20 protein-coding genes and 1 riboswitch are annotated in these 22,805 nt (G+C 65.6%); of the genes, 6 read left to right on the plus strand and 14 right to left on the minus strand.

Annotated features, from left to right (window positions below):
• Positions 1-6: 6 nt before the first annotated feature.
• From cobA to mqo, 9 genes are all read right to left on the minus strand, one after another.
• Positions 7-1,242: a uroporphyrinogen-III C-methyltransferase gene (cobA, locus tag CH262_RS10800; RefSeq protein ID WP_373453777.1), complete on the minus strand. Its 1,236-nt coding sequence runs from the start codon at positions 1,240-1,242 to the stop codon at positions 7-9.
• 11 nt (positions 1,243-1,253) lie between these two features.
• Positions 1,254-2,936: an ATP-binding cassette domain-containing protein gene (locus CH262_RS10805; protein ID WP_032366426.1), complete on the minus strand. Its 1,683-nt coding sequence runs from the start codon at positions 2,934-2,936 to the stop codon at positions 1,254-1,256.
• Positions 2,937-3,008: 72 nt separating this feature from the next.
• Entirely contained in the window at positions 3,009-4,676 is a 1,668-nt protein-coding gene (locus tag CH262_RS10810) for a DUF7800 domain-containing protein (RefSeq protein WP_179274963.1), read from the minus strand.
• A gap of 37 nt (positions 4,677-4,713) precedes the next feature.
• A complete protein-coding gene (locus CH262_RS10815) occupies positions 4,714-5,103 on the minus strand; it encodes a cobalamin biosynthesis protein (protein ID WP_179274964.1) in 390 nt (129 codons plus the stop codon).
• Positions 5,094-6,488, minus strand: a complete 1,395-nt coding sequence (locus CH262_RS10820) for a cobyrinate a,c-diamide synthase (protein WP_179274243.1) — start codon at positions 6,486-6,488, stop codon at positions 5,094-5,096. The genes CH262_RS10815 and CH262_RS10820 overlap by 10 nt, the downstream gene beginning before the upstream one ends.
• The gene (gene cobO / locus CH262_RS10825) at positions 6,482-7,102 is read right to left on the minus strand and encodes a cob(I)yrinic acid a,c-diamide adenosyltransferase (RefSeq protein WP_027496729.1); all 621 of its coding nucleotides are present in this window, start codon (positions 7,100-7,102) and stop codon (positions 6,482-6,484) included. The genes CH262_RS10820 and cobO overlap by 7 nt, the downstream gene beginning before the upstream one ends.
• An 11-nt stretch (positions 7,103-7,113) precedes the next feature.
• Positions 7,114-9,051, minus strand: coding sequence for a magnesium chelatase subunit D family protein (locus CH262_RS10830; protein ID WP_373453778.1), 1,938 nt, complete (start codon positions 9,049-9,051; stop codon positions 7,114-7,116).
• Between the two features lie 54 nt (positions 9,052-9,105).
• A riboswitch (adenosylcobalamin-variant (AdoCbl-variant) riboswitch) is annotated at positions 9,106-9,198 on the minus strand.
• Between the two features lie 85 nt (positions 9,199-9,283).
• Positions 9,284-9,760, minus strand: a complete 477-nt coding sequence (locus CH262_RS10835; protein WP_027496727.1) for a GNAT family N-acetyltransferase — start codon at positions 9,758-9,760, stop codon at positions 9,284-9,286.
• Positions 9,761-9,771: 11 nt separating this feature from the next.
• Positions 9,772-11,292 carry a malate dehydrogenase (quinone) gene (mqo, locus tag CH262_RS10840; RefSeq protein ID WP_032366421.1) on the minus strand — a complete coding sequence of 507 codons (1,521 nt, stop codon included), beginning with the start codon at positions 11,290-11,292 and terminating at the stop codon, positions 9,772-9,774.
• 191 nt (positions 11,293-11,483) lie between these two features.
• Here mqo and CH262_RS10845 point away from each other — a divergent pair, with 191 nt between their 5' ends.
• Both CH262_RS10845 and mtr read left to right on the plus strand, forming a co-directional pair.
• Positions 11,484-12,524 carry an alpha/beta hydrolase gene (locus CH262_RS10845; protein ID WP_094717588.1) on the plus strand — a complete coding sequence of 347 codons (1,041 nt, stop codon included), beginning with the start codon at positions 11,484-11,486 and terminating at the stop codon, positions 12,522-12,524.
• Complete coding sequence (gene mtr, locus CH262_RS10850) at positions 12,521-13,906, plus strand: mycothione reductase (protein WP_032383401.1); 1,386 nt, start codon at positions 12,521-12,523, stop codon at positions 13,904-13,906. The genes CH262_RS10845 and mtr overlap by 4 nt, the downstream gene beginning before the upstream one ends.
• 7 nt (positions 13,907-13,913) lie before the next feature.
• Here mtr and CH262_RS10855 read toward each other — a convergent pair whose 3' ends face one another.
• A complete protein-coding gene (locus CH262_RS10855; RefSeq protein ID WP_094717589.1) occupies positions 13,914-14,480 on the minus strand; it encodes an alpha/beta fold hydrolase in 567 nt (188 codons plus the stop codon).
• Between the two features lie 106 nt (positions 14,481-14,586).
• Between CH262_RS10855 and CH262_RS10860 the strand changes: the two genes are divergently transcribed.
• From CH262_RS10860 to CH262_RS10870, 3 genes are read left to right on the plus strand one after another with little or no spacing between them, the layout of a single operon-like run.
• Positions 14,587-14,949 carry a GntR family transcriptional regulator gene (locus CH262_RS10860; protein WP_027496722.1) on the plus strand — a complete coding sequence of 121 codons (363 nt, stop codon included), beginning with the start codon at positions 14,587-14,589 and terminating at the stop codon, positions 14,947-14,949.
• A complete protein-coding gene (locus CH262_RS10865) occupies positions 14,946-15,896 on the plus strand; it encodes an ABC transporter ATP-binding protein (protein ID WP_094717590.1) in 951 nt (316 codons plus the stop codon). The genes CH262_RS10860 and CH262_RS10865 overlap by 4 nt, the downstream gene beginning before the upstream one ends.
• Positions 15,893-16,588, plus strand: coding sequence for a hypothetical protein (locus CH262_RS10870; RefSeq protein ID WP_027496720.1), 696 nt, complete (start codon positions 15,893-15,895; stop codon positions 16,586-16,588). Before CH262_RS10865 ends, CH262_RS10870 begins: the two co-directional genes overlap by 4 nt.
• Here CH262_RS10870 and CH262_RS10875 read toward each other — a convergent pair.
• Positions 16,572-18,101, minus strand: a complete 1,530-nt coding sequence (locus CH262_RS10875) for a cobyric acid synthase (protein ID WP_094717591.1) — start codon at positions 18,099-18,101, stop codon at positions 16,572-16,574. The genes CH262_RS10870 and CH262_RS10875 overlap by 17 nt on opposite strands.
• Before the next feature lie 37 nt (positions 18,102-18,138).
• Entirely contained in the window at positions 18,139-19,014 is an 876-nt protein-coding gene (gene map / locus CH262_RS10880; RefSeq protein ID WP_045841850.1) for a type I methionyl aminopeptidase, read from the minus strand.
• A gap of 139 nt (positions 19,015-19,153) precedes the next feature.
• Between map and CH262_RS10885 the strand changes: the two genes are divergently transcribed.
• On the plus strand, positions 19,154-20,023 hold the full coding sequence (locus CH262_RS10885; protein ID WP_032370795.1) for a helix-turn-helix transcriptional regulator: 870 nt from the start codon (positions 19,154-19,156) through the stop codon (positions 20,021-20,023).
• Positions 20,024-20,045: 22 nt separating this feature from the next.
• Here CH262_RS10885 and CH262_RS10890 read toward each other — a convergent pair whose 3' ends face one another.
• Positions 20,046-21,836: a penicillin-binding transpeptidase domain-containing protein gene (locus CH262_RS10890; RefSeq protein WP_094653002.1), complete on the minus strand. Its 1,791-nt coding sequence runs from the start codon at positions 21,834-21,836 to the stop codon at positions 20,046-20,048.
• A gap of 104 nt (positions 21,837-21,940) precedes the next feature.
• Complete coding sequence (locus CH262_RS10895) at positions 21,941-22,777, minus strand: GNAT family N-acetyltransferase (protein WP_094717592.1); 837 nt, start codon at positions 22,775-22,777, stop codon at positions 21,941-21,943.
• Positions 22,778-22,805 lie beyond the last annotated feature (28 nt).

Raw genomic sequence — 22,805 nt, forward strand, 5'->3', positions numbered from 1 at the left:
GATGACTCAGGCACGAGCGTTCACGTTACCGGCGTGTACAGAGAACCCGGCCACAGTGCCGATGACGACGATCGCCGGCGGCCTGATCTCGGCCTCGCGGACCGCGTCGGCGACGGAGCTCAACGTGGCCCGAACTTCACGTTGGGTGCGCATAGTGCCCTCCTGAACGACGATGACCGGGGTGTCCGACGGGCGGCCGCCCGCCACGAGTACATCGGCGAACAGCCCGATGCGCTCGACGGCCATCAGCAACACGATTGTGCCCTTGAGCTTGGCCAATGCGTCCCAGTCGACCAGAGAATCGGGATGATCGGGGGCCACGTGACCGCTCACGACGACGAATTCGTGGGTGACGGCGCGATGCGTCACCGGGATTCCGGCCGAGGACGGAACCGAGATCGCGCTGGTGATGCCCGGTACCACCGTGACCGGAATGCCCTCGGCGGCCAGCGCTTCGAGCTCCTCGTAACCGCGACCGAAGACGTACGGGTCACCGCCCTTGAGCCGAACCACGAACTTGCCGGCCTTGGCACCGTCGATCAGCGCCTGGTTGATGGCTTCCTGCGCCATTGCCCGGCCGTACGGAATCTTCGAAGCGTCGATGACCTCGACGTGTGGTCCGAGTTCGGCGAGCAACTCCGGTGGAGCCAGCCGATCGGCCACCACGACGTCCGCGTATGCCAGCAGTCTGCGGCCCCGGACGGTGATCAGATCCGGGTCGCCCGGCCCGCCGCCCACGAGCGCGACACCGGTCAGCGGCGCGTGCGCCGAGTCGGCCACGACGCCGGACTGCAGCGCTTCGACGACGGCATTGCGCACGGCGGCCGATCGGCGATGTTCGCCGCCTGCCAGCACTCCCAGCGTGAGGCCGTCCCATTCGGCCGACGCCGGAGTGACGGCTGTGCCGTCCTTGGCGATGTCGGCACGGACACAGAAGATCTTGGACGCGGTCGCTTCCGCAACAATGGCGATATTGGTCTCGGCCTCGTCGGTGCAGGCGATGGCGTACCAGGCGTCGGCCAGATCGCCGTGGCGGTAATCGCGCAGTTCGAGCGTCACCTGCCCTGCTGTCGCCATTGCCTCCACGGCCGGAGTGGCCTCGCGGGTGACCACGTGGACCACTGCTCCGGACGAGATCAACAGCGGTAGTCGACGCTGTGCGACGGTGCCGCCACCGACCACGACGACGCGCCGCCCTTCGAGATTCAGGCCGACCAGATAGGGAGAGTCAGTCGCGTTCACGAGAGGAAACGCTACCGCGCGCGCTGGACTCGCTTCTCGTCCCATACGGGCTCGGCTGCTTCGTAAACCTGCCCGGTGGCACCGAACACCAGGAATCGATCGAAACTGCGGGCGAACCACCGGTCGTGTGTCACCGCGATCACGGTGCCCTCGAATGCCGCGATGGCGTCTTCGAGCGCATCGGCCGACATCAGGTCGAGGTTGTCGGTCGGCTCGTCGAGCAGCAGCAGCGTGGCGCCGGAGAGCTCGAGCAGAAGAATCTGCACACGTGCCTGCTGCCCGCCCGACAGGTTGTCGTAGGACTGTTCGGCCGCGCGGGCCAGACCGTATCGGTCCAACGCTCGGCCGGCGGCCTCACGGCCCATGCCGTCCCGGTGCTCGTTGCCCATGTGAAGGATCTCGAGCAGCGTGTTGCCGGCAAGATCCGGACGCGTGTGCGTCTGCGCGAACAGACCGGGCCGTACCCGGGCCCCGAGTACCGCTGTCCCGGTGTGCGGAACGGGCGCGAGTGCGAGTTCCTGGACCGGCTCGTGCTCCTTCTCGGGATCGGTGCCGCCGTTGGCGAGCAGACGCAGGAAGTGCGATTTGCCCGAGCCGTTGGAACCCAATACCGCCACGCGATCGCCGTACCAGATCTCGGTGTCGAACGGTTTCATCAGGCCGGTCAGTTCCAGGGCCGTGCACACGAGCGCGCGCTTGGCCGTTCGACCACCGCGCAACCGGACGGTGACGTGCTGCTTGAGCGGCACGGCCTCGGGCGGTCCGGCCTCCTCGAACTTGGCCAGTCGCGTCTGCGATGCGTGGTAGCGGGCGGCGACGCCGTCGTTGAACTTCGCCTTCTCGCGCAGACGCAACACCAGCGCGCGCAGTTTGACCAATTCCTCGTCCCACCGCCTGCGCAGTTCGTCGAGTCGCGCGTTCCGGTCTTCCCGCGCTGCGTGATACGTCGCGAAACCACCGCCGTGCACCCACGCGGTGGCCCCGCTCACCCCCGGCTCGAGGGTCACGATCCGGTTGGCAGCGTTGGCGATGAGCTCCCGGTCGTGGCTGATGAACAGGACGGACTTGTCGGAGTCGCGAATCGTTGCTTCGAGCCAACGTTTGCCGGGCACGTCGAGGTAGTTGTCCGGCTCGTCGAGCAGCAGCAGATCGTCGGTGCCGGCGAACAGTGACTCGAGCACGAGCCGCTTCTGCTCACCGCCACTGAGCGTCGAGGCGGCGCGCCACTTCGCGCGATCGAACGGCATACCGAGCGCAGCCGTGGTCACCTTGTCCCAGAACGGTTCCAGGTCGTAGCCGCCCACGTCGCCCCAATCGGACAGGGCCTGCGCGTACTTCATCTGGGTCTTCTCGTCGTCGACCTCGATCATCGTGTTCTCGGCGGCGTCGAGGGCAGCAGCTGCGGACCGGACGGCTGGGGACGCAACCGACAGCAACAGGTCACGCACGGTCGAGTCGTCTCGCAATTGCCCGACGAACTGCCGCATCACCCCGAGCGAACCGGAACTCGACACCGCGCCCTCGTCGGGAGCCTCGTCGCCCGCCACGATGCGCGTCAACGTCGTCTTACCGGTTCCGTTGGGCCCGATCAATGCGGTCTTGGCACCGTCGCCCACCCGGAAGCCGACGCCGTTGAGCAGCTGCCGTCCGTCGGGCAGGAAGTACACGATGTCGTTGAGTTCGAGATGGGCCACAACGAACCAGCCAACCCCATTAGCCCCTCGATGGCCAATCGTTTTCACCCGAGCATGGCGGGGATGCCTGCTCTAGGCGAGCGCCAGGCTGGACGTTCGTGTCAGGACCTGCTTCCCGGCGTCGTCGACGTGGGCATGGTGGACCTGCAGTCGCGCCGAGTCGCCGTGCAGGGTCAGCAGCATGACCCCGTTGTCGAACCACGGGCCAGCCTCGGCTTGCCACTCGACACCCGACGGGCCCACATGGGCGGCCCGCGCGAGCTTCGACAGGATCCTCGCCGCCGGGCGTTTGACGGCAAGTTTGTTGACCGCGCGGATCGGCAGATTCAGCGGATTGCGGAACGGAGACATCGTCAGCTGATACGTCGCAGGCACGTCGCGCCCGCCGACACCGAAGTCGGCGTTCGCGACGTACGAGCAGTGCACGTCTCCCGAGAGCCACATGATCGACGCGGGTTTGTCGTCACCGCGCGAGAGCTCACGCGTCAGGGCTGCCATGTCGTTGAACGAGTTGGTGAATGCGGCCCAGTGCTCGAGGTCGAGTCCGATTCGCATCTTTTCGGCCACCTTGGCCGACCTCGGCCCCCAACTCCCCTGTGCCACAGCCTCGTTCCACTGTTCGAGATGATGCAGTGCCGGCAGCATCAGGTACGGCAGTGACGATCCGAACAGCAGATGCCGGGGCGTCGTCTCGAGTGCGCGCTCGCGGACCCACGCCCATTCCTTCTCGTCGACCATTTCGCGGTTCTCGGGGTCGAGATTTCGTGAGCAGCGTGAGTCGATCATGATCAGACGGGTGTCGCCGAAATCTCGATAGAAGCTCCACCGGCCGGTCTCGGGGGCTCGATCGACACGTAACGCGAAGTCGGCCAACAGTTTCTCGCGATCCGCGTCGGTCTCGGCGGAGCGAACGGCGGCGTACATCTCGTCCCCCGCCAGTTCTTTCGGCGAGAGATTGCCCAGATGTTGATACACCCAGTACGACGAGTACGCCCCGATCACGCGGTCGTTCCACCACGGCCGGGTCTCGATGTCACGACGCCAGGAGGCCGACGAATTCCAGTCGTCGCGCAGATCGTGATCGTCGAGAATCATGCACGACGGGATGCTCGCCAACAGCGTCCGCACCGGCTCGAGTCCCCACGATTCCCGATAGAGCCACGAGTACTCCTCGAAGTCGCAGATCTCGTTCTCCGCGTCGGTGCCGATGGCACTGGTCGGTCCCTCTCCCGACTCCCGTCGCGCCTGCAGTCGTTCGACTATCTCGGGCGACGGGTCGTCGGCGTACAGCTGGTCACCCAGAAGCAACAGGGCCTGGGGCCACTGGCCCGGATCCTGCTCGATGAGGGCAGATCCGAGCCCGGCGAGTGCATCGGCACCGATCGTCTTCAGAGACTTCGCGCTGTAATCGTCGCCGCGCCGACAAGACCCGAACGCAAGCGTGACCGGCCCCGCTGCGTCCACGGTGTGGATGCTGGCTCGCTTGCCGTCCTCCGGCCACACCGTGTGCTCGTCGACGAACACCTCGTAGCTCACCGGCGCGTTGGCGGGCAGGCCCTCGAGTGGAACGAGCGCGAAGTGGTGACCGTGCACTCCCCACGTTCGTTCCGATGCTCGGACGCCGACATCGGTGACGACGGTGACGGTGCACGGGTGCGCCATCTCGAACCACAGGGTCGCGGTCTCGGTGCCGACATAACGAACGATCGGGCCGAGTAGAACCAGACTGTCGGAACTCATTCGACCCACAGTGCCCTCGTCGGCTCGCTTTCGCCAGTCAGTGCGGCAGATCCGCCGGTTCTTCGTCCGTCGCGGCCACCGCGACGACCACGGTGGCCCCGACTGCCTTCGGAACCAGCAGCCGCCGCGCCGAGCCGGCCAACAGAGCCGACGCTTCCGCGACGCTGGCAGTACCGACTGCGTCTCGCACCCGGTCCGACCCGGATTCGGTGACGACTGCAGACAGGTCCGACGCCGAGAACGTCGCTCCTCGAACACCCATTCTCGACGCGATCGCTGCCACCAGTTCTGCTCTTCGGTCGATCGATGCGATGCTCACCACCGACCAGTTCTCGTGCATCACCTCGGTGATCGCCTGCAGTACCTCGTCGGGTCCGACCCCGGCTCGGGCACCGATTCCGATGACGACGCCATGCTTCACACGCACGCGTAATCGTGTGCGGCAGAAACGAATCGCGTGATGGACTCGGGGTTCCCCGCCGCGTGTGTGTGCAGATACGACGCGTGGACACCACCCTGCACGAAACCCTCGCGTGCGGCGGTTCTGCCGTCGACCCCGTGCTTGTGCCAACCCCACGCCGCCGGTGCGCTCTCTCGGACGTCCACCAGTTTCGTTCGGTGGAATTCGTGGCCGGTGACGCGACTACCCGCGTCGAACAGCGTCGACGATTCGAGGGCGACGGCATCGCGGTACCCGAGGGTGAGCGTGTTCCCGAATTCCGCGTCGACGTCGACTACTCCGGCCATGGCGTGGCCGTCCAATCTCCGTGCGAGATAGAGCAACCCGGCGCATTCGGCATGTATCGGCAATCCGCGGGCCGCCGCTGTCCTGATATCGGCGAGCAGCACTTCGTTCGCCGCGAGGGCGGCGGCATGTTCTTCCGGGAACCCGCCGGGAAGTACCACTCCTGCTGTGCCCGAGGGTAATCCGTCGCGCAGCGGATCGAAGACCGCAACATCTGCGCCGGCGGCCCGGAGCAGTTCGACGTGCTCGGTGTAGCCGAAGGTGAACGCCGGGCCGCCGGCGACAGCGATCACCGGTGCGCCACCGGACGGTCCGACCTCGAGCGCAGGGTTCCAGGCCGGGACGGGCACCGACGAACGCGCCAGCGCCTCGACCGCCTCGATGTCCACGAACTGTGCAACCAATGCACTCATCGCGTCGACCGCATCGGTAGCGGCACCGCCGTGCTCCACCGCGGTGATCAGCCCCAGATGCCGTGACGGAACGACCAATTCACTCATCCTCGGCAGGGAGCCCAGAACCGGAACACCCACTCGTTCGCAGGCCTGACGGAGCACCTGTTCGTGCCGATCACTGCCGACGCGGTTGAGGATCACACCGCCGATCCGCACACTCGAGTCGTAGGTGGAAAATCCGTGCAGCACGGCGGCGAGGGATTGACTGTGCCCGCGTGCGTCCACCACGAGCACCACCGGCGCGCCGAGCATGGCCGCCACTCGCGCGGTCGAGCCCTCGGCGGACGCCTCCCCCGGACCGGTCATGTCGATCTTGCCGTCGAACAGGCCCATGACGCCTTCGACCACTGCGATGTCGCAGCCGCTGCTGCCGTGCAGAAACAGTGGGCCGATGCGGTCGGCACCGACCATGACGGCGTCGAGATTTCGACCGGGCAGGCCCGCGGCGAGCGAGTGGTAACCGGGATCGATGTAGTCCGGGCCGACCTTGAACGGAGCGACCCGACGGCCGGCACCGCGCAGGGCACCCATCAGTCCGGTGGCGACCGTCGTCTTTCCGCTGCCCGACGCGGGTGCCGCGATCACCACGGCCGGACACGACCGGTTCACCATTCGATGCCCCGCTGCCCTTTGCGACCCGCATCCATCGGGTGCTTCACCTTGGTCATCTCGGTGACGAGGTCGGCGGCCGCGATCAACTCCGGCGGAGCGTCGCGGCCGGTGATGACGACATGTTGGTTGCCCGGCCGATGTGTCAGCACCTCGACCACCTCCGCGACGTCGACCCAGCCCCACTTGAGTGGATAGGTGAATTCGTCCAACACGTAGAAGCGATGGGATTGCTGCTCGATGCGCCGTGCGATCTCACGCCAGCCTTCGGCCGCGGCATCGGCGTGGTCGACCTCGCTACCCTTCTTGCGAGTCCACGACCACCCCTCGCCCATCTTGTGCCATTCGACAGCGCCGCCGATTCCGGTGCTCTCGTGCGCGTCGCCCAGAGCACGAAATGCCGCTTCCTCGCCCACCTTCCACTTCGCACTCTTGACGAACTGGAACACGCCGACGTCGAAACCCTGGTTCCAGGCCCGCAACGCCATTCCGAACGCAGCGGTCGATTTCCCTTTGCCGGGACCGGTGTGGACGGCGAGCACCGGCAGATTGCGGCGCTGACGCGTCGTGAGGCCGTCCTCCGGAACGGTTCCCGGAGCAGGTACTCCCTGTGGCATCGCGTGTCCCCCTACGCCGCTGCGCGAACGACGGCAGTGACCTGCTCGGCCGACAGGTCCGCGAGCGCCACGTATCCGCCTCCGAGACAGCCGGCGAAGTCCGCGGCCAATCCCAGGCGCACCATGCCCGACTCGCAGTCGACGACGACCGACGCGATCTTGTCCGCCGCGATGCGGCCGGCGGCGATTCGCGCCCGACCGACGGGATCGGTGCCGCCCGTGGCACGCCCATCCGTCAGAGCGACCACCAACGCGCGCCGCAGCGGGTCTCGAACCTTCTCGCGCAGCACCAACTCTCGTGCGGTCAGGAATCCCTGCGCCAACGGAGACTTGCCCCCGGTCTTCATCTTTCGCAGCCGCGTCACAGCGACATCGACCGAGGACGTCGGCGGCAGTACTGTCTCGGCCTCGGTGCCGCGCACGGTGATGACCGCGACCTTGTCGCGCCGTTGATAGGCGTCACGGAGCAGTGAGAGCACCGCACCCGTCACCGCCGACAGTCGGTCTCGCGCAGCCATGGATCCCGACGCGTCGACGACGAAGACGATGAGGTTGCCCTCGCGTCCCTCCTTGACGGCTCCGCGCAGGTCCTCGGGCGCGAGCCGCAGCCGCCCGGACGTGCGCCCGCGCTCCACCTGCTGCTCGGCTGCCGCGAACAACGTACCGATCAGATGCAGGCCCCGGCCCGGTTCGACGGTGGGACGAACCGACCGTCCGTACGAGGACCTCGACCGCGAGCGCCTACCCGGAGCACCTTCACCGACCCCAGGAAGCTCGATGAGCCGCGCCTTGAACTGCGCGCCCGGTGTTCCCGCCTGCCGATCGCTGCCCGCACCGGTCGGTGCCTTGTCCTGGCTGTCGGCCGGTTCCTGCGGGGCGTCGGATTCCGTGCTCGACGGCGCATCGGAATTGTTCGCCGCGTCGGGCTTCGGTGCTCCTCCATCACCGTCGGGATCCGGCTCCGGCTCGGGATCGGGTTGCTGCTCGGCCTGTTCGGCGGCGTCGCGCATGGCGTCGTCGAGCTGCTTGTCGTCTATACCCGGCTCGTCGAAAGGGTCGCGTCGACGCCTGTGCGGTAGCGCCAGTTCCGCCGCGACGCGCACGTCCTCCTCGGTCACCTCGCTCGCGCCTCGCCACGCGGCGTGGGCCGAGGCAGTACGCGCGACCACCAGGTCTGCGCGCATACCGTCGACGTCGAACGATGCGCACAGCGCGGCGATGCGCCGAAGTTCCTTGTCGCTCAACACCACATCATCGAGGATCGTGCGTGCAGCCACGATCTGCGCTGCAACGGCGGCGTCCTCGTCGACGTACGCTGCCGCGAACGCGTGGGGATCACGCTCGTAGTTCATACGCCTGCGCACGACGTTCATGCGCACGTCCACATCACGCGACGCGGTGACCTCGACCGCCAGACCGAATCGGTCGAGCAACTGTGGCCGGAGCTCTCCCTCCTCGGGATTCATCGTGCCCACGAGGACGAATTGTGCTGGGTGAGAATGCGATACGCCGTCTCGTTCGACATGTACGCGACCCATCGCCGCCGCGTCGAGCAGGACGTCCACAAGATGGTCGTGCAACAGGTTCACTTCGTCGACGTAGAGCACGCCGCGGTGTGCCGCTGCGAGCAGGCCGGGTTGGAATGCTCGTTCCCCGTCGCGCAGTACCTTCTCGAGGTCGATGGACCCCACCACGCGGTCCTCGGTCGCTCCCACCGGAAGCTCGACCAGCTTGGCCGGGCGGGCACCGTCCTCGTCCTCGACGGCAGGCAGCAGAGTTGCGAGCGCCCGAACCACCGTCGATTTCGCGGTCCCCTTCTCGCCGCGCACCAGCACACCGCCGATACCGGGGTGCACCGCGCACAGGATCAACGACAACCGCAGCTGATCCTGACCGACGATCGCACTGAACGGATACCCCGGTTCGGGGACACTGCTCTCTCGCTGCACAACCAATTCCCTTCGTGCTCGGAGTTCCGCGCCGAGCGTTCGGTGGACTACACGAAGCCGGGCGGCGATCTGGCTGACAGGAGAACACTCCTGATCACAGTGGCGGGACCGCGCCTGATTCTCACAGGACTTCTCCGCACTCGACTTCGAACGGAACACTACCGCCGAACGAACGAATGCCACACACGCCTGGACGTGTGTGGCATTCGTAGCCTCGGATCCGAACGGGCTGTTACGCCTCGCTCCAGGCGGTGCCGCCACCGCGACGCATCGGAGTATGCGGAATACCGTCCTCGAGCACTTCCTCGCCGTCGGGCAGGAAGCCGTGCTTGGCGTACATGTCGACGAGGTAGCTCTGCGCGTTGATCCGGCACGGTGCCGAACCGACCTCGGCCAGGGCGGCCCGCAGAATTCGCGTGGTGTGTCCCTGTCCCCTGGCCGAACGCTGGGTGCACAGGCGGCCGATACGGAACGCCTTCTCGCCGTCGTCGTGCTCCTCGAGCAGACGCAGAGTGCACACCACTTCACCGTCTCGTTCGAGCCAGAAGTGCCGCGTCTCGGTCAGCAGGTCACGTCCGTCCAACTCCGGATAGGCGCAGGCCTGCTCGACCACGAACACCTCGACACGCAGCTTCAACAGGTCGTACAACGTGCTGTTGGACAGGTCTAGTGCCCACGATCGTTTGAGAGCTGCTGCTTGCGTATTCATACCTTTTGCTATCACACACCCGTGGGCTGTGCGAGCTCACGCGAACTTTCCAGCTCCAGTGTCTTCGAGGTCCAGGCCCAGACCTCGTCGAACAGCGAGCTGTTCTGAGCCAGTTTGACCCCCAGGGACGGGACCATTTCCTTGAGCTTGGGCTGCCACGCGTCGTACTTGTCTCCGAAGCACCGCTGCAGCACGTCCAGCATGGCCGGTACGGCTGTCGATGCGCCGGGAGAGGCACCGAGCAGGCCCGCGATGCTTCCGTCGGCAGCGTTGACCACAGCGGTACCGAACTCGAGAACGCCGCCGCGCCCCTTCTTGCGGATCACCTGCACACGCTGACCGGCCGTGACCAGCTCCCAGTCCTTGGCGACGACGGTCGGCGCGAACTCCCGCAGAGTCTCGACCCGATCGGCCTGCGACTGAGCCAACTCGCTCACCAGGTACTTCACGAGCCCGAGCTCGGTCACGCCGACGCCGAGCATCGACATCAGGTTGCCCGGCTTGACCGAGCCGGGCAGATCGGTGATCTTGCCCTGCTTGAGGAACTTCGGTGACCATCCCGCGTACGGTCCGAACAACAATCCCTGCTGGCCGTTGATGACGCGCGTGTCGAGGTGCGGCACCGACATCGGCGGTGCTCCCACCGAGGCCTTTCCGTACACCTTGGCCGAGTGCTGCTCGATCAGTTCGGGGTTGGTGCACCGCAGCCATTCGCCGCTGACGGGGAACCCGCCGAAGCCCTTGATCTCGGCGATGCCCGACTTCTGCAGCAGGTGCAGCGCGCCACCGCCCGCCCCGACGAACACGAACTTGGCGTTGACGGTCTTCTTGGCACCGGTGCGCTGGTTCGCCACCTTGACGTCCCACGTGCCGTCGGACTGCTTGGTGATGTTGCGCACATCGTGCCCGAAGTGCACGGTGCCACCCGCCGCGGACAGGTAGTTCAGCAGCTGCTTGGTGAGTGCACCGAAGTCGACGTCGGTGCCTTCCTGACTCCAGTTGAGCGCAACCGGATCGGAGAAGTCACGGCCACGAGCCATCAGCGGCAGTCGCGCGGTGAACTCGTCCTTGGAATCGATGTACTCCATGCCGGCGAACAGGGGGTTGCCGACGAGCGCCTCGTAGCGCGCCCGCAAGTACTTCACGTTGTCCTCGCCGTGCACGAAGCTCACGTGCGGGATCGGGTTGATGAAGTTCTTGGCGTCGGAGAGGACGCCGGTCTCGATGCCGTGGGCCCAGAACTGCCGCGAAACCTGGAACTGCTCGTTGACGTTGAGCGCCTTGGCGATATCGACGCTGCCGTCCTTGTTCTGCGGCGTGTAGTTGAGCTCGCAGAGCGCCGAGTGCCCGGTGCCCGCGTTGTTCCACGCGTCGCTGCTCTCGGCCGCTGCGGCGTCGAGACGTTCGTAGACGTCGATCGACCAGTTCGGCTCGAGCTGACGGAGCAGCGCACCGAGGGTGGCGCTCATGATTCCGGCACCGACCAGAACGACGTCGGTCTTGATCCGCTTACCCTGCTCATCTGTGGACACTGGAGAATCGACTTCCTTGTCTGTAAAGGTCTCGGCCGGTGGCGGTATCGGTCCGAGAACTCTTCTGTAGAGGGTTACTCACCCGATGCGGTCAGGTTACTAGCTGGGCCTACCCCATCGGACACCACGTCAACCTGCTCTCGATTGTGCTCCTCGGACGCTGTCGGCGGCGCCCACTACAGTTGTGATCTGTGACTACCTGGGTTCCCGATGTCCTCGGCGACGGCTACGAACAGACGACCATCCCACTCGGAGACGATCCGGACGGCGAGGGCCAGGTCGAGGCCACTCTGGTGCGGTATCAACCGCCGGGTGTCGCCAACTTCGACCGCGCGGTGATCTATGTCCACGGATTCACCGACTACTTCTTCCAGCGACACATCGCCGAGCATTTCGCCGCCAAGGGATACGCGTTCTACGCGCTCGACCTGCGCAAATGTGGACGATCGCGCCGTGAGGGCCAGACTGCACACTTCGTGACCGATCTGGCGATGTACGACGCCGAGCTGAACGAGGCGCTGAGCCTGGTGCGCGCCGAGCGCGCGGACGCGCCGGTGCTGCTGATGGCACACTCCACCGGTGGCCTCGTGTTGCCGCTGTGGCTCAACCGTCTCAACCGTCAGGAAGGCGGCTCGTCCGGGTTGGGCCTGGCGGGCGTCGTTCTCAACAGCCCCTGGTTCGACCTGCAGGGCCCGCCTGCGATACGTAGCGTCGGTACCGCGGCGATCGACGTCATCGGCAGATTCCGGGCCAAGACCCCGGTTCCCGGGGGCGGCTTGGACACCTACGGCCTTTCCCTCGCGGCATCGGAGCAGGGCGAGTGGGATTACGACCTGGACTGGAAACCCCTCGCCGGCTTCCCCATCACCTTCGGCTGGATCCGTGCGGTCCGGCACGGGCATGCCGAGCTGCACCGCGGCCTCGATATCGGAATTCCCTCGCTGATCCTTCGCTCGAAAGTGACGCATTTCTCTCGCCGCTACAGCTCGGCCGTCGACGAAGCCGATGCCGTTCTCGACGTCCGGCAGATCGCCCGTTGGGCCGGCTGCCTGGGTGATCGAACCTCCATCGTCCCCATCGAGGGCGCACGCCACGACGTCTTCCTGTCCACCGAGGGCCCTCGCGCCCAGGCCTTCGCGGAAATGGACGAATGGCTCGAGTGGTTGCACCGAGGAGAGAAGACCGACCACGCGTCGGGCAAGGACCACACCGAGATCGGACACATTTCATGACTGAGCACTTCGACGTCGTCATCATCGGCTCCGGCTCGGGAAACTCGATCGTCGATCAGAGGTTCGACGACAAGAAGGTCGCCCTGATCGAGGAGAATTCGACGTTCGGCGGAACCTGCCTCAACGTCGGCTGTATCCCCACCAAGATGTACGTCTACGCGGCCGAGGTCGCCCGCACCGTGCGAGATTCCGCCAAGTACGGCATCGATGCACACGTCGACGCGGTCCGCTGGCCGGACATCGTCGAGCGGGTCTTCGGACGCATCGACCCCATCTCCGAGGGCGGTAAGCGATACCGGGCCGAGGGCAGCCCCAACGTGACGCTGTTCCAAGGTCACGCGAGCTTTGTCGGGCCGCGCACCATCGACACCGGAACCGGCACGACCATCACGGCCGACCGGATCGTCATCGCGGCCGGCTCGCGTCCCATCGTGCCGCAATCGATCGAAGATTCCGGTGTCGACTACCACACCAACAACGACGTCATGCGTTTACCGGCACTGCCCGAACACCTCGTGATCCTCGGATCCGGTTACATCGCAGCCGAATTCGCGCACGTCTTCTCCGCACTCGGGTCGAAGGTGTCGATCGTCGCCCGCAAGGATTCGCTGCTGCGCGCTTTGGATGCCGATATCGCGAAGCGATTCACCGAGCTCGCCCGGGCCAAGTGGGACGTTCACCTCGACTCCGGTGACACGCGCGGGATTTCCGAGGGCGGACTGCACGGCGTCGAACTCTCGGACGGCACCAAGGTCCTCGGAGACGCGTTTCTCGTGGCCGTCGGCCGCCAGCCCAACGGCGACCGATTGAATCTCGGTGCTGCCGGGATCGAGCTGGACGACGAGGGCCGCATCGTGGTCGACGAGTTCGGCCGCACCACAGCCGAGGGCGTGTTCGCACTGGGCGACGTCTCCTCGCCGTACCAGCTCAAGCATGTGGCCAATCAGGAAGCGCGCGTGGTCCAGTACAACCTGCTGCAGGACGCCTGGCACGGCGACACGTCCGCGTTGCGTACCTACGATCACCGCTTCGTTCCCGCTGCCGTGTTCACCGATCCGCAGATCGCGGAGGTGGGTATGACCGAGGAACAGGCCCGAGACGCAGGGCTCGACATCACGGTGAAGGTCCAGAACTACGGCGACGTCGCCTTCGGCTGGGCGATGGAGGACAGCGAAGGGCTGTGCAAGATCATCGCCGAGAAGGGCACCGGCAAGATACTCGGGGCTCACATCATCGGAGCTCAGGCCCCGACTCTCATCCAGCCGCTCATCCAGGCGATGAGCTTCGGACTGTCCGCCCAGGACATGGCCCGCGGTCAGTACTGGATCCACCCAGGACTGCCCGAGGTGGTCGAGAACGCCCTCCTGGGCCTCGACCTGTAGGTTTCGATCACCAGGGGCTGGTGCGGAGCACGATCTCCGTGGCCAGCGCCGCCGGGGCGTCGGCCGCGACATGTTCGACGCCGTCGAGCGCGACGACCCGAAAGTCCGAGTAGACGAGGCGGCCGCTGTTGTCGGCGGACGGACGCATCTCGGAGTTGCCGATGACGAGCGTCGTCGGCAACTCGATTGCGGGGCACTCGGCGTCCCGCACGATGCCACGATGGTCGGCGATCGCCGGGTGGCAACGATCCACGGCGATGAGGCTGGCAAACCGACCGAAAGTCTTCGCCGCCAGTCTCCAGGCCGATTCCGCACCGGCACCGCTCCCGACGAGGTGGACCCACGACAGCTTCAGCTCGTCCAGCAAGGCGAGAACAGCGTCGTCCCCCACTCCGTCGATGTCTTCCACCGCAACGGTTTTCAGATCCGAGTTGTGCAAGCGCTCGCTCACCGAGTCGTAGACATCGACCGAATCGCCGATGTCCGGCAACAGGAGCACGACGTGCCGACTGTCCGGTCCCGCTACTCGTACCGAAACAGACCCGCCCGCAGCACTCACATGCGTGAACTCCATGGGGACGACGGTACTGCCTCTTGCCAGAACCACGCACCGGTTCTATGGTTAGTTACATGAGTAATGAACCACTGAGGTACCGAACCTCGCCGCCGCGGCGGTGGCTCTGATGGACGAGGGCAGGCCGATCTTCCTGCAGATCGCCGAGCTCGTCGAGAACTCGATCATCGACGGCTCCCTGGCCGAGGAAGAACAGGTTCCCTCCACCAACGAGCTCGCCGCGTTCCACCGCATCAATCCGGCCACAGCGGGCAAAGGGCTCGCGAAGCTCGTCGCCGACGGCGTCGTCTACAAGAAACGAGGGATCGGAATGTTCGTCACCACAGGCGCACGGGACGCACTCCGGTTCCGTCGACGCGATCTGTTCGCCCGTCAGTACATCGACCCGCTGGTCACCGAGGCACGCAAGCTCGGAATGACCGTGGACGAACTCAAGACCATGCTCGACAACTGGGAGGCAGCGCGATGAGCATCCACGATATCGGTACGCCCGACGAACTCCGCCGCGTCGTTGCGTCGGCCACACACCTGACCAAGAAGTTCGGCTCGTTCACCGCCGTCGACGACGTGAGCTTCGAGATCGAACGCAACAAGATCTACGGCTTCCTCGGCCGCAACGGAGCAGGCAAGACCACCGTCATGCAGATGATGACCGCCCAGATGCGCGAAAGTGATGGTGAGATCTCGGTATTCGGCGAACGCCCGTGGGAGAACCCACGCGCTCTGAGTCACGTGTGCTTCGTCAAGGAAAGCCAGAAGTATCCCGACGATTTGAAGGTCAAGAACGCCTTTGCGCAGGCCTCCCACATTCTTCCGCACTGGGACAACGACTTCGCCGCCGAATTGCTGCGCGATTTCGACCTCCCGTTGGGTCGCAAGATCAAGAAGCTCTCTCGCGGAATGACGTCGGCACTCGGAATCGTCATCGGTCTCGCGTCCCGAGCGCCACTCACCTTCTTCGACGAGCCCTACCTGGGGCTGGACGCAGTCTCACGACACATGTTCTACGACCGGCTGCTGGCCGACTACGCGGAGAACCCCCGAACGGTCGTTCTGTCGACACACCTCGTAGACGAGGTCAGCAATCTGATCGAGCACGTGATTCTCATCGACAAGGGAAGAATACTGCTCGACGCCGAGTCGGACGATCTGCGCGAGAGAGCATTCGAGATCACCGGTCCGACCGAGGCTGTCGACCGGTTCGCTGCAGAGCATCGAATCTTGCACAGAACTGCTCTCGGCTCAACAGCCCGAGCGACGATCGACGGGCGACTGAACGATCACCAGCAATCCCTCGGCGTGGCGTCCGGTCTCAGCATCGAACCGATTCCGTTGCAGCAGTTGATCATCGATCGAACCACTGCCCATTCCGGATCTATCCACGAGTCGACCACCGCCGAGGAGGCCTTGTCATGAAGCGAATATTGAACGTAGCTCGGGTCCACAACACCTCCTGGGCAACCACATTCGCGTGGCCCCTGGGAATTCTCGTCGCAGTGTTCGTGATCACCTACGGCATCTTCTCGGTCGTTCCGGAAAGCGATTCGGATTTCAGCTTCAGCGGCGGCGTGTTCTCGGTGTATGGGTTCGCTATTGCCTTCTACGTCACGGCTATCACCCAGTGCTTCCCGTACGCCCTGAGCCTGAGCATCACACGTCGCGAATTCCTCACTGCGACAGCACTGGTGGGGGTAGCACAATCGGTCGCCCTCGGCACGATCGTCTACCTGTTGTCGGTCGTCGAAGCCGCGACCGGCGGCTTCGGGCTGAAGATCCGCATGTTCGGTCTGGCCCGCTACGCCACCGACAACCCGCTCCTGCAGTGGCTGACTCTGGTGATCGGGCTACTGCTGATCGGGTCCATCGGGGCGTTCGTCGGAGTCGTCTACCGGCGCTTCCGCACGAACGGGCTGTTCACGCTCGGACTCGCCGGCCTCGTCGTCTTCGGAGGCGGCGCGATCGTGATCACGTGGCAGAACTGGTGGCCCGACGTCGGGACTTTCTTCACCGACACCCCACGCGTGCTTCTGCTGGTGGTCGTTCCGCTCGTGATCACCGGGATCTTCTCGACCGTCAGTTGGATGGGCTTGCTCAAAGCATCTGCGTAACGATCTTTTTCGTCGAGCCGTCGACGCCGTTCTCTATCAGATCGAGAACGGCGTCGATATCGATGTTGCTGTCCACCAGATCCGCCAGCAGATCCAACTGCTGTTCTCGAAGGGCCGCAACCGACGTGTCGGACGCAACCTCGAATCCTGCGCGACCCGCCTTCTCTGCCACCCAGGCGAGAAAGGATCGACGGAAATCATCGGATTCGAGGAGTCCGTGCCAGTGAGTTCCCACGACACCGCCACGCACACTGCCCTCGCCGACGCCCCCCGCGGTCGTCAGCAGGGCATCGTCTTCGTTCCGGACCACTCGTCCATGGTGAATTTCGTACCCCCGCACGGGATCCGAGCCGAATGCGACGGAACGACCACTCACCTGCACGAGTACCTTCTCGGCCGCGAATTCGATGTCGAGATCGAGCAATCCCAGTCCCTCGACCGTTCCGACGCCCGACTCCACGGAATCAGAGATGGTTCGGCCCAACATCTGGTAACCGCCGCAGATGCCGAGAACCGGCCTCCCCGCAGCGGCGCGCTCGGAAAGGGCACGAGCAAGACCGGTGCGCCGCAACCATTCCAGATCCGACACCGTGGACTTGCTGCCGGGGACGACCACCAGATCCGCATCCTCGAGCCGAGAAGGCTCGGTGACCCAGTGCACCGACACTCCGGGCTCGCACGCCAGCGCCTCGACATCGGTCGTGTTGGAGATCCTCGGCAATCGCACCGCCGCCACCCGCAGCCACTGCGAGCCGAGCGGAGGACGGGGCCTGCCCACGGGCGCATCGGGAACGGTGCCGAGCGAATCCTCCGCGTCCATCCACAACCCGTCGGCGAACGGAACGACTCCGTACGTCGGCCGCCCGGTCAACGTCCGCAACTGGTCGAGCCCCGGTGCCAACAGAGCCGGATCACCCCGAAACTTGTTGATCACGAACCCTGCAACGAGAGCCTGATCCTCGGGTGACAACACCGCCACCGTCCCGAACAGGTGTGCCAGCACTCCCCCGCGGTCGATGTCGCCCACCACGATCACCGGCAGCGACGCCGCCCTCGCCAATCCCATGTTGGCCAGATCGGTGGCGCGTAGATTGATCTCGGCCGGTGAACCGGCACCCTCGCAGATCACCACGTCGAATTCGGCACGTAGCGAGGACAACTCGTCGGCGACCACATGCCGGAGCGCCTGCCGATGTTCGATGTAGTTGCTCGCACTCACCTGGGCCACCGCACGCCCGCGCACCACCAACTGCGACGTCCGATCACTGCCGGGCTTGAGCAACACCGGATTGAACCGCACGCTGGGCTCGAGGCCACAAGCGGCCGCCTGCATCGCCTGAGCCCGGCCGATCTCGCCGCCGTCCAACGTGACGACCGAGTTGTTCGACATGTTCTGAGCCTTGAACGGGGCCACCCGAACACCCCGCCGCGCCAGCATCCGGCACAGGCCGGCGACCAACACACTCTTGCCTGCATCGGAGGTAGTGCCGGCAACCAACAGAGCGCCTTTCACGGCAGCATCAGATTTCTATTCACTCCGCAGGCTCCGCTCACGGCAGTGTCAGGATCTCGCAACCCGTCTCGGTCACCACGAGCGTGTGCTCGAACTGTGCGGTCCACTTCTTGTCGTGCGTGACCACGGTCCAGCCGTCGTCCCACATCTCGGCGTTGATCGTGCCCAGGTTGATCATCGGTTCGATGGTGAACGTCATGCCCGGCTCGATGATGGTCTCCACCGACGGCTGGTCGTAGTGCAGCACGACGAGGCCGTTGTGGAATGTCGTGCCGATGCCGTGGCCGGTGAAGTCCTCCACCACGCCGTAGCCGAAACGGTGCGCATAGGACTCGATCACTCGCCCGACCACGTTCAGGGCGCGCCCCGGCTTGACCGCCTTGATGGCCCGCATCGTCGCTTCGTGTGTCCGCTCGACGAGCAGGCGCGCCTCCTCGGACACGTCACCCGCCAGGAACGTCGCGTTGGTGTCGCCGTGCACACCGTCGATGTACGCGGTGACGTCGATGTTGACGATGTCCCCGTCCTCGATCACCGTCGAATCGGGGATGCCGTGGCAGATGACCTCGTTCAGCGAGGTGCAGCACGATTTCGGAAAACCCTTGTAGCCCAACGTGGACGGGTAAGCACCGTGGTCGACCATGTACTCGTGTGCAATACGGTCGAGCTCGTCGGTGGTCACTCCCGGTGCCACGGCCCGGCCCGCTTCCTGCAGAGCGCGAGCCGCGATCTTCGACGCCACGCGCATCTTCTCGATGACCTCGGGGGTCTGCACCCACGGCTCGCTGCCTTCGTTCACGGTCGACTTCCACGCGTATTCGGGTCGCTCGATCGACTTCGGCACGGAGAGGACGGGCGAGACGACGCCTGGCACGAGTGGCTGACGGGGCTTGCTCTCGGCGGTGACAGACATGCCGTCCAGAGTAGTCGTCGCATCCGTGTCCAGAAGAACCAGCGCTGCTGGTCGAGGCCACCGAATCCGCAACCGCGCGACGGGATATGATCTGGGTCACGTTCGCCGTCGACGTACCCGAACCGAGGAAGGAAGCGTCGTGGTCCATTCCAGTCTGTTGCGCCCCCGGGACGGCGACGCCCTTCGCGCCGAACTACGCCAGGTCGCCGCGACGTCCGCCGTGCCCGTCGTGTTCGGCGGGGAAGTGTCCTCGGAAACGCTGCACCTGAGCGAATTTCACGGCACCCGCACGCGTGGGCTGGACGGGCTCGCCATCCCGCCCAGGTCCGGTCTCGGTGGCCGGGTCATGGACCAACGTCGGCCCGCGGCCGTCAGTGATTACGGCGCGTCGATGTCGATCACCCACCACTTCGACCGGCCGGTCCTCGGCGAGGGCCTCAAGTCGATCCTGGCGGTGCCGGTTGTCGTCGCCGGAGCAGCCCGCATGGTGATGTACGCAGCGGTGCGAGAACGCGGCCCCCTCGGTGATCGAGTCGGCGACATCATGACCGCCGCAGCCCGGCGCCTCGGTCAGGAGATCGCCATCCGTGACGAGGTCGACCGCAGGGTGCGCCTCATGGAGAGTGCGCGGGCCACGTCGGACGGGCACCTCTCGCGAACGGCCGAGTTGCGCGGTGTGCACGACGAGCTCGCCGAGCTCGCTCGGTCGATCGGAGACGCGGCGGTCAAACACAGACTGGACGCGGTCACCGCGCGACTGGCAGCAACGCTCGGTCGGACGGCGAACCAGGACAGCGACTCCGGCGACTCGCAGGCATTGACGCCACGCGAGATCGACGTCATCTCGCAGGTCGCGCTCGGTTGCACCAACGTCGAAGTCGCGGCACGGCTGTCGATCGGTGCCGAGACGGTCAAGTCCTATCTCCGCAGCGTGATGCGAAAAACCGACTCGCACACTCGATACGAAGCGGTTCTCGCGTGTCGTCGACTCGGGCTGCTGTCGGGCTGAACCCGGCCCACCGGCGCAGCGCTCAGTACCCGGGCGGAAGCTGCTCGAACATCTCCCGGGTGACGGCGACCGCATTGTCCGAGCTGCCGCCGCGTACCACCAAGGTCGCGAAGGCGATGTCGCCTCGGTAACCGACGAACCACGAGTGCGATCCGCCCTCGACCTCTGCTTCCCCGGTCTTGCCGTACACCTCGCCCTGGTCGGCGATCCGCTCTGCGGTGCCGCTGGTGACCACCGATCGCATCATGCCGCGTAACCCGTCGACCATGGCAGGTTCTATCGGTGGATGATCGCCGGTGATAGCGGTTTCCCGTCCGACCAGAAGATTGGGAACCGGTGTGGAGCCGTGGGCAACCGTCGCGGCGGCCAGTGCCATCCCGAAGGTCGAGACGACCACCTTGCCCTGGCCGAATCCGTCCTCGGTGCGCTGGACGAGTTCGTCCGCGGGCGGGACCGAACCCGAGTCGGTCGGCAAGCCCACGACGTCGTAGTCCGGACCGACGCCGAACTGGGACGCGGCCACGGTCAACGCGTCGGGCGACATCTCGCTCGCCAGCTTCGCGAAGGAGGTGTTGCACGATCGGGTGAACGCGGTGCTCATGGTCACGTCACCGAGAGCGAACTCGTTGTAGTTGGGGACGCTTCGTTCGCCGATCTCGATACGACCGGGGCACGGAACGGTGCTCCCCGGGGTCGCGAGTCCGCTGGAGATCGCCGCCCCGGCGGTGATGATCTTGAACGTCGAACCCGGTGGGTAGAGACCGGCCGACGCGACCGGTCCGTCCCGATCGGCGGCCGGATTCTGCGCCACAGCGAGGATGGCCCCGGTGGACGGCTGAATGACCACCGTCATGGCCTGCTCGGCCCTGGCGTTCACCGCTCGTTGGGCCGCGACCTGGATATTTCGATCGAGGCTGATCGAGAAGGACGGTGCCGGCTCGGGCGGGGTGTCGGTGAGGACGTCGATGTCGACGCCGTTGCGGTTGCTGGTCACCACGCTCCAGCCGGCCTTGCCGTCGACGTCGTCGATGACGGCCTTCTTGACCTGGCCCACCAGGTCCGGCGCGAAGGTGGGGTCGGTGGACACGAGATCCGATTCGTCGGACGCTGTGACTCCTGGGATCTCGGTGAGCGCCGCCGAGATGGGTTCGAAATCGCTGTCTCGCAACAGCGCTACCGGGTAGTCGCCGTCGACGGAAGTCGCCGACTCCACGATCGACTGGGCCGTGATCGACGCGTCGAACGGTGTCAGCAGTGTCGACAACGCCGTCGCCGAGGCCACGACGTTGTTCGCGGCCGACGCGTCGAACTTGATTCGATGTACGACCCCGGGCACGAGGACGTCGGTGCCGGAGCGCTCGTTGACGCGAGCGCGTGGTGCAGCCGTCGAGCGCAAGGCCATGGTCTGCGTGTCACCGAGCTTCGGGTGGATATCCGAGGCGGTCCACCGCACCACCCACTCTCCCGCACTCCGACCCATGTTCAGTTGGCCGTCGTACGTCCACACCCGATCCTTGGGCAGCTGCCAACGGTAGGTGTAGCCGACCGTGGCGGTGTCGCCGTCGACTCGAACCGACGTCGTCTCGGCGTCGAGGGCCTCCGCTTGCAGATTGGTCCACGCCTCGCTCAGCGCAGTGGCCGCGGCGTCCGGCTTGTCGGTATCGGCGGCGGCCGCGGGGATGTCGTTGGCCTCGAAGGCCGCGAGGAATGCCTGAGCTGCGGGCTCCGGACCGTCGGGCTTGGGTGTACACCCGGTGAGGCAGGCACCGACGACGGCACCGATCACGGTCACCACGCCCAGCCGTCCGCGCATCCAGGTCGCGTCACGTGATCTCATTGCGCCCCATCGTAATACGGCCGGTGCGTCGACCACGGCAACGAATCGCGTTTCGGGACAAGCCGATCGAGCGACCGTTCTCAGTCCAGCAGCACCGTGGTGAACGTCGCCACCTGCGTCAGACCGATCTTCGCGTAGGCCCGGCGCGCGACGTAGTTGAAGCTGTTGACGTACAGGCTCGCAGTTCGCCCCTGGCGGACGACCGAGTTCACCACGGTCGCCGTTCCGGCTGCACCCAGGCCGTGCCCGCGTCGGTCCGGGTGCACCCACACTCCCTGGATTTGCCCGACCGTCCCGGACTGCGAGCCGATCTCGGCTTTGAACACCACGCGGCCGTCCTCGAATTTGGCCCAGGCACGTTGCGCTGCAATGAGACTGGCGATCCGACGCCGGTATCCCCTACCGCCGTCGTTCAGTCGCGGGTCGACGCCGACCTCTTCGATGAACATGGCAACGGCCGCGGTCAGATAGACGTCCAACTCGTCGGGTCGGACAAGCCGAACGACAGGATCAGGAGAGATGGACGACGGTACCGACGTGGCCAACAACGGTTGCTCACCGCGTACCTCTCGCGCCGGACCCCAATCCGTCTCGAGCATTTCCCACAACGGAAGCGTCAACTCCGCTCTGCCGACCAACGACGAGCACAGACGCGGCCCACGGCACGCGCGGTCCGCGAAAGAACGAAGATCGTCGCTGGAACCGAGCAACGGAACCAGATTCGCACCGTAGAAGCACAGCGACTCGTCCGGACCGCCTCTGCTCCACATCTCCCCGTGGAACGACCTCGGATCGAGGCCCGATTCCTGCACGCGCGCGGCAACCATGCAGGTTGCAACGGGGTCGGCGTCGAGCACCCGGAGCACGTGCGCGACGTCCCGATTACCGAGAGGCTTCGCGCCGAGGAGCTTGAGCACCTACCGACCTCCTGACCCACCTACCGCG

Origin of the sequence: Rhodococcus sp. 05-2255-1e (genome assembly GCF_002259025.1) — a bacterium.
Classification (GTDB): domain Bacteria; phylum Actinomycetota; class Actinomycetes; order Mycobacteriales; family Mycobacteriaceae; genus Rhodococcoides; species Rhodococcoides fascians.

Bases quoted from the DNA above. Each gene is read 5' to 3' on its own strand.
- CH262_RS10810 (WP_179274963.1), bottom strand. From the start codon at position 4,676: ATGAGTTCCGACAGTCTGGTTCTACTCGGCCCGATCGTTCGTTATGTC.
- CH262_RS10820 (WP_179274243.1), bottom strand. From the start codon at position 6,488: ATGGTGAACCGGTCGTGTCCGGCCGTGGTGATCGCGGCACCCGCGTCG.
- cobO (WP_027496729.1), bottom strand. From the start codon at position 7,102: ATGCCACAGGGAGTACCTGCTCCGGGAACCGTTCCGGAGGACGGCCTC.
- CH262_RS10835 (WP_027496727.1), bottom strand. From the start codon at position 9,760: ATGAATACGCAAGCAGCAGCTCTCAAACGATCGTGGGCACTAGACCTG.
- mtr (WP_032383401.1), top strand. From the start codon at position 12,521: ATGACTGAGCACTTCGACGTCGTCATCATCGGCTCCGGCTCGGGAAAC.
- CH262_RS10855 (WP_094717589.1), bottom strand. From the start codon at position 14,480: ATGGAGTTCACGCATGTGAGTGCTGCGGGCGGGTCTGTTTCGGTACGA.
- CH262_RS10865 (WP_094717590.1), top strand. From the start codon at position 14,946: ATGAGCATCCACGATATCGGTACGCCCGACGAACTCCGCCGCGTCGTT.
- CH262_RS10870 (WP_027496720.1), top strand. From the start codon at position 15,893: ATGAAGCGAATATTGAACGTAGCTCGGGTCCACAACACCTCCTGGGCA.
- map (WP_045841850.1), bottom strand. From the start codon at position 19,014: ATGTCTGTCACCGCCGAGAGCAAGCCCCGTCAGCCACTCGTGCCAGGC.
- CH262_RS10890 (WP_094653002.1), bottom strand. From the start codon at position 21,836: ATGCGCGGACGGCTGGGCGTGGTGACCGTGATCGGTGCCGTCGTCGGT.